The 11017-nt window shown below is 38.2% G+C and carries 9 protein-coding genes (1 of these 9 running past the window's edge); 2 read left to right on the plus strand and 7 right to left on the minus strand.

Annotated features, from left to right (window positions below):
* The first annotated feature begins 61 nt into the window (after window positions 1-61).
* Window positions 62-895 carry a pyridoxamine kinase gene (locus VEIS1202513_RS06790; RefSeq protein ID WP_213467147.1) on the plus strand — a complete coding sequence of 278 codons (834 nt, stop codon included), beginning with the start codon at window positions 62-64 and terminating at the stop codon, window positions 893-895.
* A 21-nt stretch (window positions 896-916) separates the two neighbouring features.
* Window positions 917-1501, plus strand: a complete 585-nt coding sequence (locus VEIS1202513_RS06795) for a DUF805 domain-containing protein (RefSeq protein WP_060924987.1) — start codon at window positions 917-919, stop codon at window positions 1499-1501.
* 143 nt (window positions 1502-1644) lie between these two features.
* Here VEIS1202513_RS06795 and VEIS1202513_RS06800 read toward each other — a convergent pair whose 3' ends face one another.
* From VEIS1202513_RS06800 to VEIS1202513_RS06830, 7 genes are all read right to left on the minus strand, one after another.
* Entirely contained in the window at window positions 1645-2811 is a 1167-nt protein-coding gene (locus tag VEIS1202513_RS06800; RefSeq protein ID WP_024066368.1) for a hypothetical protein, read from the minus strand.
* Window positions 2812-3020: 209 nt separating this feature from the next.
* A complete protein-coding gene (cydD, locus tag VEIS1202513_RS06805; RefSeq protein WP_213467148.1) occupies window positions 3021-6608 on the minus strand; it encodes a thiol reductant ABC exporter subunit CydD in 3588 nt (1195 codons plus the stop codon).
* A gap of 226 nt (window positions 6609-6834) precedes the next feature.
* Window positions 6835-7854: a cytochrome d ubiquinol oxidase subunit II gene (cydB, locus tag VEIS1202513_RS06810; RefSeq protein WP_156719684.1), complete on the minus strand. Its 1020-nt coding sequence runs from the start codon at window positions 7852-7854 to the stop codon at window positions 6835-6837.
* Window positions 7845-9233, minus strand: a complete 1389-nt coding sequence (locus VEIS1202513_RS06815; protein WP_060924990.1) for a cytochrome ubiquinol oxidase subunit I — start codon at window positions 9231-9233, stop codon at window positions 7845-7847. The genes cydB and VEIS1202513_RS06815 overlap by 10 nt, the downstream gene beginning before the upstream one ends.
* Before the next feature lie 63 nt (window positions 9234-9296).
* Window positions 9297-9749, minus strand: coding sequence for an RrF2 family transcriptional regulator (locus VEIS1202513_RS06820; RefSeq protein ID WP_156719683.1), 453 nt, complete (start codon window positions 9747-9749; stop codon window positions 9297-9299).
* 220 nt (window positions 9750-9969) lie between these two features.
* A complete protein-coding gene (locus VEIS1202513_RS06825; protein ID WP_213467149.1) occupies window positions 9970-10464 on the minus strand; it encodes a MogA/MoaB family molybdenum cofactor biosynthesis protein in 495 nt (164 codons plus the stop codon).
* An 8-nt stretch (window positions 10465-10472) separates the two neighbouring features.
* Window positions 10473-11017, minus strand: partial view of a polysaccharide deacetylase family protein gene (locus tag VEIS1202513_RS06830; protein WP_213467150.1) — the 3' portion only. It continues 316 nt past the right edge of the window; only the last 545 of its 861 coding nucleotides appear in the window; its start codon lies off the right edge, out of view — the gene reads right to left on this strand; it ends in the stop codon at window positions 10473-10475.

An 11017-nucleotide genomic window follows, 5' to 3' on the forward strand; every position in this document is an offset into this window, starting at 1 on the left:
TTACATTTACAGAACGCCCTACATAACGTACAATAAAATATATAATATTTTGGAGGTGTCTATGACAGAAGTACCTAGAGTCTTAACAATTCAAGACATGAGCTCCATCGGCCGTTGTGCCCTAACCGTTATGATTCCAATCATCAGCGCTATGCGTTGCCAAGCGGTTCCATTGGCAACAGCTGTATTGAGTAATCATTTAGAATATCCACACTACGAGTTTGTAGATTTATCGGCACATATGAGAGATTTTATGGACTGCTGGGATAAAAACGAAATCGACTTTCACGCCATTGTAAGTGGTTTTTTAGCATCCCCAGAACAAATTCATCTCGTGGAAGAAGCCATCGATCGCTTCGGTAATAAGGGCCAAATGATTATCGTCGATCCTGCTATGGCCGATGATGGTCGCCTCTACTCGATTTATACACCTGATATGGTAGTAGCTATGCGCAAACTTGTTTCCAAAGCTCACATTGTAAAGCCTAATTACACGGAAGCTTGTTTCTTATTAGATATTCCATTCTCTACAGATCCTATTAGCGATGATGAATTACGCGATCGTTGCAAGAGATTACATCAAATGGGTCCTGACATGGTTATCATGACCAGCGTACCATCTGAAACACATGCGGTTATCGCGGTCTATGATGGACCAACTGATTATTTAAAAACTTATGATATTCCTCTTATCCCTGTGAAAGCTACAGGAACTGGGGATATCTTTACTGCTGTATTATCTGGTGCAGTAATGAGGGGATACTCACCGTATGATGCAGCAGAGTTAGCAATGAATTTTACTACCAAGGCGATTCAAGCCACAGTGGATACTGTAAAATCAATGAAGCAAGGTGTAGCCTTTGAGCTAGTCTTGCCAGAATTAACTCAACTATAAGCTATAAATAAAGGGGAACTTATGGATTTACTCTATGTTGTATTACGAACACTACTCATATGTACTGTCGGTTTGCTCATTGCATTCCAAGGCCGACGTATGGGATTATCGATTTTTAATCTAACGGGACGGTTAAATCGACTACAATTTATCATATGCTTCATTGTTTTAATGATTTTATTCCACATCGTTCACTACATTGATGATGTATTCTTGGACTTTGTTGTTTCTTTACCTGCCTATTGGTTTACAAGGGTTGTTATATGGATTTTATTAGCATCCTTATTCCCATTATCCTGCATCTTATTTGGCCGTCGTATTCATGATATCGGCTTTAATGCTTGGGCAGGGATTCTATGGTCGGTAATCATCATTTTCATCAATACCTATTCTGCTGTATCGCCATTCAATTACTTGCTTGAACTTTTCGTATGGCTCATAGGCTTCCTATTTTGGGTATTGCCTGGTCAGCCAGAACCGAATCAATATGGTAACCCACCATTTATGCCTGTAAATCGACCAACTTATGAGTCAATGCAACCGTCCATATCACATAGGGAAAAAGAAATCCGCAAAACGGTGCGTAAACGACGTAAAAAACGATAACAAATTAATAAATAAAAAACGTATCTCTTCATAAAGAGATACGTTTTTTATTTATCACATGTCTTATTATATATAGTTCTTTATTACCTTAATAACTATACCATAAATAATTTAAGAGAGTTTCAACCTGATTCTTTACAAACTTAAGTCAATAATATCAACTCTATTATAGTGCAAAGGATATAAGCAATGATAAACTTAACCTTTTGTTTGCGCGCTCTATCATCATCAGAAATCTTAAGTCTATTTTCTAGGAAGCGCTTATCCCGGATTTGCAACAATAAACGTTTAATACGTTCTTGACCTTCAGCGGCATTACACTCGCCGCTATCAGAGGTCAAGGTAGCTTGCTGCATGAAGATGCGCCGATGGAGCTTGCGCATTTGAATCTTGATATTGTTATGAACAAACGCACTTTGCCACTGTTTTCTAGAGTCAAAATACATATATAAATATCGTGGTGTATTCATTAGTAGTAAAGAAAGAATAAAAATCCCCAAAGATATTAAGAAATATGTAGAGAATGAAAACTCTAGTGTTTCAGTTGGTAAGTAATGATGCGCAAAGATAAAGGTAAGCCATACACCGATCGGCATCAAGAGCACTGCCGCAATATCAATGGATCGAAGCCAACTAGTACGAATTGGAACATCTGGCACCGTAAATGTATCTACTGGATCATGAAATGCATAATAATCTATTTGCAATACCGATTGACTAGTTTGAGGATTAGCTAAAAGTACAGGGCCTACACTCCCTATGGAGCGTTCTGGCAAAGGTATAAACTTTTTAAGTTGCGTATTGGGTATTAAATCAAAGCGAATAATACCTTTTTTTTCAAAGCGTACGGTAGATCCCTTTTCGCCTAATGCAATAGGATTAAAAAAGATGCCAAAAAGACTAAGGAACCAGTTACCTAGTAAGTGTAAGATGGAATTTAAAATAAATCCACCCGTATCTAAATTCTCTGTATCGAGCCGAATTGCAAAGGATGATGAGTAATCATCAAACCATAAGTCTTCTAAAGTAAATTCAGCGGTAATCACATTCCCCCATTTAGTAATAATGGATAGGAATATTTGATTATTTGGTTCAAACTCAAAAGTTATAGAATAAAAGAACTTATGATTCCGAAGAGCAGCACGCAACATGCGATTAACCACGTCTTCTTCTATAGATAACAAACGATGATCAAATAAATCTTGTTCTAAAGGTACTTGTTGAACAGGGCTTACCTTTTTCACCGTCGTATCACTATCAGATAATGCTTCATCCACCAATGCTCGTAATTTGGTGAAGATTTTAGTCATAATCCCTCCAAGGGTAAAAAACAGCTTTTGATATACAAATTATACCATATATTGCATGATTTATCGATAAAAGACTACTACATATACTATTAAATATAGGTATACATAAAGCCCCTTTTACATAGTAAAAGGAGCTTTATTACTGTAGTTTAACATTCATGCTATTATAATTTAGTATTTATAATAGATAGTTTAACTGATATTTATTTTTATTGAATACTTGCCATGGATAGATAACAATATTCATAGAAATGACCACGAAGGGCAATTAATTCTTCGTAAGTTCCATCTTCTATAATTTGACCTTTATCCATAAATAAGATACGGTCCATATGCTCTAATCCTTCTAACTGATGTGTAATATATAAGCATGTTTTATCCTGTACATATTCCATCAAATCACGATGCAGAGCCTTCCTCGTTACTTGGTCTAAACCTTCTAATGGTTCATCTAACAAAACAACTTGAGGTTTTCGCAAGAATAGTCGAGCTAAAGCAACCCGTTGTCGTTCGCCACCACTTAGACCATGACCACCACTACCAACAATCGTATGAATACCATCTGGCAAGCGTTCCACTACAGAGCGCAACGAAGCACGATCAATAGCATACTCTAAATCAGCTTCTGAGGCATCCGGTCTTGCCAGTCGAATATTATCTGCAAAGGACGCATGGAAAATATATGTATCTTGCGTTATCGTGCCTAAAGCATTACGCCATGTATCGATAGAAATATCCTTTAACTCTACATCACCAACATAGATTGAGCCACTGTAGTCATATAATCGCTCAAGCATATTAAACAATGTAGTCTTACCAGATCCACTAGCGCCAACAATAGCAATCGATTGACCTTGTTTAATGTCTAATCTAAGATGTTCATAAATACGACGATGCGGATCATAACCAAAGGATACATCAGAAAAAGTAATCTCTCGATTAGCATTAAATGGTTTTGGTGCGTTTGGTTCTACTACTGAAATTGGCTCATCTGCAAGTGCTGTGAGACGACTCGTAGCCACTTTACTTTCAGCACCATGATGAACGGCAGCGATCATAGGTTGTAAGGCCTCAAACCAAGCTTGTGTACCAATAGCAGCAACTGCTACCATAACACTGGCCCAAGCTCCGGTCAACGCATTGGCTGCCAATATGGCTACAATGACAACTGTAATTTGAACTCCACCTAGGAACAGCGTATTGCCTAAGTTCATGCCTCGCTCAATAATACCTTTATTAGCATCTATAGTACTCATCATATGTTGAATACGATCGTATACTAACTGTTCATTGCCGTAGCTAATGACATCCTCCAAGCTATCCATGGTATCACTTAATAGGGATTTATATTCCCCTTGTTGAGGTCCAATCGCCGTCAACGATTGTTTGTTATGAGCATATACACCTAAAGGTAAAACTAGACCTAATACAAGGGCTGCTAAAACTATAGGCGCAACCAAACTATTATCAATCGTAGATACACCATAGGCAACTAAAATAGTTAAAGCAATGGCTGCTGCAGGCGGAATCAACGTACGCAAGTAGAAAAATTGTAGTACCTCTATATCTCCCATAATGCGGCCTAGCATATCCCCTGCACCAAAACGTTTAAGAATAGCCGGCGCCAATGGTTCTAAATGAGCATAAAACCATATACGCAAACCATACAGACCTTGGAACGCCATACGATGAGATGTATACCGTTCAAAATAACGACATACAGCACGACTAACACCAAAGAAGCGGACGCCCACAATAGCAAGGCTCAAATAAGTAAGTCCCGGTTGCAATGCAGCTGATGCCAATAACCACGCAGATACAGTTAATAAGCCCACATTCATAAATACCGTTAAGAATGTAAAAATCAAAGCTAATACTAACGACCACTTTGCAGGGCTCAGCACAGTAAATAATAATTTCCATCCTTGTATGCCCAGCTTAGAAGTTGAAACCTCAGGAGTCTGTATTGTATCTTTCCCCAATACGTAAGCATCTTGATTATCTACCCGAATTAAATTATCAATTTCTTCTCTATGTTCTAAGCTAAATGACTTTTCTGTTTTTAATTGTTCTTCAATAGTTGAAGAAAATTCACCTAAACCAGAGGTAACAAGGTCCTTAAAATAACCATCTACTGCGAGAAGCTTCACATAAGAACCTTGTTGAATAATACGTCCATGTTTCAAAACGTATAGTGTAGATGCCCAATGCATCGTTTGTAGACGATGACCAATGATAATGACGATTTTATTATCCATCAAACGTTTGATAGCACTACTTATAATAGCTTCTGTTTTTACATCAAGATGTGCCGTCACCTCATCGAGAATTAACACTTGGCCCTTTCGTAAAAATGCACGTACTAAGGCAACCCGTTGACGTTCGCCACCACTCAGACCCAAGCCACCTTCACCAATAACAGTATCTAGTCCATCTTGTTGTCTATTGATCACATCTAGTAGCTGTACCTCTTTACAAGCTTCTATAATCTCTTCATCACTTACATTCATCCCAAAGGATAATACGTCACGCAAAGTTCCTTTCATAATATGTGGATGTTGAGATACATAGGTAATTTGTTGGCGCCACCACTCAATATCGATGTCACATAGATCAAGACCATCTATAGTAACACTGCCTTTAGGAGCAGTTAAAAATCCCCCAATAATATGGGCAATTGTAGATTTCCCTGCCCCACTTTCACCAACAAGCATGATCGGAGAATTACGTTTAGCCTCTAATGAAATATGTTGTACACCATTTTCACTATCTTCATAGGTAAAAGTTAAGTCCTTAATTTCAATTGCTTGTACCTTACCTTTAAGTTGAGATTGACCACCTATAGGCAACGATGGCTGGCGATTCATAAACTCTTCGTATTTTAAAATCGAGGTCTTACCTGCCATACCCGTATGAAAGGCAGCCCCCAATTGTCTAAATGGCGTATAGAACTCTGGCGCTAATAGCAAAATAAAGAAAGCTGAAAAGAATGAGATTTCACCATCCAATAATGTTAAGCCCAGGTATACCGCAATCAATGCTGTACTAATAGTACTTACGAGCTCAAGAACTAGAGCAGATAAAAACGCCACACGCAATACTCGTAATGTAGAGTCTTTAAACTCCTCAGATAAACGAGCAATAACCTTAATTTGATCCTTTGCACGTCCAAAAAGTTTTAATGTTGTAATACCTTGCAATACATCAAGAAAATGACCAGATAAGAAGCTCATACGCTCCCACTGTTCTTTATTAAGACGATCCGCTTGCTTACCAATTAAGATCATAAAGAATGGAATTAATGGTACGGTGATAATTAGAATGATACCAATAATAGGTAATGTATCTACAATAGCAATCCCCATAATAAGAGGAATCATAATAGCATATAGAATTTGAGGAATATAACGAGCTACATAAGCATCTACTTGCTCTAATCCATCAGTAAGCATATGTATCACATCGCCATGGCGTTCCTTATGTTGCACACCAAGTTTAAACATATGCTCTAAGGCCCGTTCTCTAAAGGTTGCTTTTACCGCACTACCTAATCGATTTGCTACGGATTCTTGTACGTAATGTGCAAGCAATCTTACAACAATAGCAATACCTAAATAAATAATAGTATACCTTTCATCATGTAAGGTATTCTCTGAAAATATAAAATTATTAATTAAGGTTCCAAAGAACCAAGCTTGCCCAACAATAGCCAAACTCTCTACTAAACAGGTTAATCCTAGTAGTAATAGCTGACCTTTATGTTCTAGCAGCGCTTTAAAAGCAGTACGCTGTATCATAGTATCCTCTACGGTAAAACTATTAAGAATATAAAATTAAATCGATTAGACTACCCCTAACTAAGTCTAAATTAAATTTTATTTAAATATAATCTAAGTTAGCACAAGTGAATCTAAATTTATCAATATCATATCCATCTTACCACAAAAAAGAGGCGTGCCGCTACGACACGCCTCACATTGAGACCTAAATTTTACAACTCACCAGAGTTATAAAGCTATTCTATTAATAGTGTAAGTCTTTTTCAGATACACGATGACGGAATGTCCAGTATACCCAGATTTGGTAAGCCAAGATAATTGGCACAAATACAAAGGCTACACAAGTCATCAATGTCAATGTGTAAGTAGAGTTACTTGCATTTGCAATAGTTAAGCTCCACTCAGGATTCAAAGAAGAAACCATGATGCGAGGGAACAAACCAGCAAAGTAAGCAGCCGTTACAGAAATAACGGATAAGGAGCTGAATACAAAGCCCAATTTTGTATTACGAGTACGTGTTGCGCCCCAAGAAATGAGGAAGAACACGATTGCCAACGCAAAGCAAATAATTGCTAATACAGAGTTAAACAAATCTGTAAATACATAAGTTGCACCTACCAATGCTAATGCACCGATAGCTGTAGGAACACCTACTACTAAGGAAGCTGCACGAGCGCGTTCAGAAACAGCACCAGCAGTTTTGATAGAAGTGAACAAGCCACCATGGTATGTGAATACCAAGATAAACGCAATGCCACAAAGTACTGTGTATGGGCTTAACAAATCAAAGAATGTGCCTACATATGTCATGCTTGCATCAATTGGAGTACCTTGAATCAAGTTACCAACTGTAACGCCCCACAACAATGCAGGAATCAAGGAACCAAAGAAGATGCAGTAGTCAAAAGTTTTACGCCATAACAAGTTAGGGCTCTTGGAGCGGAATTCAAAAGATACGCCACGGATAATAAGAGCCGCAAGCATTAAGAATAACGCTAAATAGAAACCACTAAACAACGTAGCATATACATGAGGGAAGGATGCAAATAATGCACCACCAGCAGTGATCATCCATACCTCGTTACCATCCCAAACAGGACCCAAGGCATTGATCATTTGACGACGTTCAACGTCAGTTTTACCGATGAATGGTAATAAAATACCAGTACCATAGTCAAAACCTTCTAATAAGAAGAAGCCAGCGAATAGTACAGTAATTAAAATAAACCATACCACTTCAAGGTTATTAAAAATTAATTCCATAATCTCGCCTCCTCTTTTTCAACTACATCGTGAGATGGATTGCCATCTGGACCTTTTTTGATGTGTTCTACAGCAAGGTAGAGAGCTGCAATAGCTGCTACGATATACACAACTGTGAAGCCGATGATAGTAGTCATAATTTCTGGAGCTGTAACGGATTTAGAAGCACCGTCTACAGTTAATTGCAAGCCATTTACAAGCCATGGTTGACGACCTGCTTCTGCTACAAACCAACCTGTGGAATGAGCAATGAATGGCAATGGCAATGTCCAGAACATAATTTTTAAGAATGTGCGATTTCCAACCAATTTGTCTTTTGCATTAAGGATAAGACCTACGAATGCAACAAGCAACATAATGGAACCAGCTGCAACCATGACACGGAATGTCCAGAAGATTGCTGGAACATCTGGAATATAGTTACCAGGACCGTATTGAGCCTCGGATTTGGCTTGAAGATCTTTAATACCTTCTACTTTACCAGAAGTAAAGGAGTTTTGAGTTAAGAAGGACAAACCACCAGGGATTTCAAGTGCGCCCGTATTCTTTTGAGCTTTAGTATCAATGTTAGCTACCAAAGAGAATGGAGCAGGATCTTGTGTTTCCCACAATGCTTCCATAGCAGCCATTTTCATAGGTTGTACTTTTGTAATGTATTGACCTTGATGATGACCTGCCAAAGCGCCTAAAGTACCGAATACAAGAGCAATAACCATGCCCCATTTAGCAGAACGACGGTAGAAGTCTGTCGCATTGTTGCGCAATAAGTGCCAAGCACTGATGGCCATGATAATTACGCCTGCTGTTAATAAACCATTTAACACGATATGGAAGAATTGGCCTGGTACATAACCATTTTGAACAATTGTTAAGAAATTATCCATTTCTGCACGGCCATTACGGATTACATAACCTACAGGATGTTGCATGAAGGAGTTTGCTACGAGAATCCAGAATGCGGATAGGTTTGTACCTAATGCCACCAACGTAGCTACAAGAGCGTGAACAGTTTTATTCAAACGGTCCCAACCGAAGATCCATACACCCATGAATGTAGATTCCAAGAAAAATGCCATTAATGCTTCAAGGGCCAATGGAGCGCCGAAAATGTCACCCATAAAACGAGAATATTCTGCCCAGTTCATACCGAAATGGAATTCCTGAACAATACCAGTTACCACACCCATAGCAAAGTTAATTAGGAACAATTTGCCCCAGAATTTTGCCATTTTTTTGTATACTTCTTTACCAGTAGACACATATGTCCACTCCAAGATAGCTACAGTCACTGTCATGCCTAGTGTGAACGGCACAAACAACCAGTGATAGATAGATGTTAGCGCAAATTGTAATCGAGCTAAATCTACAGCTTCAAACATGTGTTTTCCTCCTTAGAATAAAATACCTACATCACTTGATGAGCTTTCGCTATAAACCTTGTATCATTGCGCTTGTGAATATGGCAACGCTTCAGACGCAATCAACTGTTCACGTTGGGCAAGAGTTTTAAAGTTAACCAGCTCCAACTGATTGATTAATTGATCCTGAATTGTTCCCATCGCTTCATTGATAGCACAATGTCCCATACAAGACTTAGAGCAAGAACCTACATCATATAAACACCGTTGTAAATACGCATCCCCTTCTACCGCTCTAATTACATCGAGCAATGAAATCTCTTGAGGGTCTCGATTGAGGGCAAACCCACCATCTACACCACGAAAGGATTTCATAATCCCAGCTGCAATGAGACTACGCATAATCTTGAGCAAAAATCGTTCTGGAATCAATTCTTGCTCAGCCAATACAGAACCCGTTAGCTTCGTTCCCGAAGGTAAGAGCGCCATATGTAAGACCATGCGAAATGCATAATCCGTGGCCTGATTTAACTTCATAAGGTCTCCTTTCTCGTGCACTCGGACAAACGTATTACTAAATCTAGTATAATCGAAATAAAACAATACTGCAATGGTATTGTTTTATTTATTGAGAATTAACATATATAGATTTTAAGCCTATAAATTAGGTTATACCTGAATATTTTTATGTCCACAAAATCATTTTTTGATTTATATTATCAAAAAAGACTGCCCACGTATGAGCAGTCTTTATAGATTATTTTGTAATTTCTCGTACGAGATGTGCCATTTCAGGAATAATAAGTTTACTCATCGCCAAAGTAACGGCACCTACAGAGCCTGGAACAGAGAACATCAAGGTATTATTATTGACCCCCGCTTCTGCCCGAGATGCCATCGCCTTAGTACCAATATCCTCTGTATAAGACAAATATCTAAAAATTTCGCCAAAACCAGGGATATGTTTCTCATAGAGACTATTTGCCGCTTCAATTGTTACATCCCGCTTAGCAATTCCCGTACCACCTGTAGAGATGATAACATCAATAGATTCATCATTACACCATGGTATCATTGCATTTCGGATTTCATTATAATCATCAATAACAATTTTACGATCTGCCACGACATGTTCTGCTTGTTCTAAAAATTCTTGTACTTTATTACCGCCTTTATCAGTTTCAAAGGTGCGAGTATCAGAAACTGTTAAAATAGCAACGCGTAAAGGTCTTGCTACAACTTCGTAAGACATAGTTCCTCCTAGAATAACGGAATAATAGATGCTAATGTAGGCCATCCATTATCGCGTAAAAAATCACGTAATGACCATGTATAATGAATAAATGGCGCACAATGTAGGCGTAACCAGAATGATAGATATGGTGTATCACCTTGGAATATAGCCAATCGATTTAAAGCATATAGATTATCACCTGGCTGTACTGTGCCTGGTTGTACTGTGAAAGCCATTTTATAACCAGACTGCTTAGTTACATATTGAACGAGCATATCATTAAACCCACCAGGATAAGCAAGATAATCAATAGGCTCGCCCAAAATTCCCTCTAAAGAGGTCTTCCCACCAAGAAGAGCATCTGGTAATTCAGTAGGGTCAATCTTGGTTAAAATTTTATGATGGTTTGTATGACCTTGAATATCAAATCCGCCCACTTCCATTTGGTGCATTTGTTCTGTAGAAACAAAACCAGGTGTATTAGCTGCATCACTAATCATAAACAAGGTAGCCTTCATATTGTATTCCTTTAAAATAGGCAATACATTTTTATAGTTATCTACATAGCCAT

The sequence above is a fragment of the Veillonella orientalis genome, assembly GCF_018406505.1.
GTDB classification, from domain to species: domain Bacteria; phylum Bacillota; class Negativicutes; order Veillonellales; family Veillonellaceae; genus Veillonella; species Veillonella nakazawae.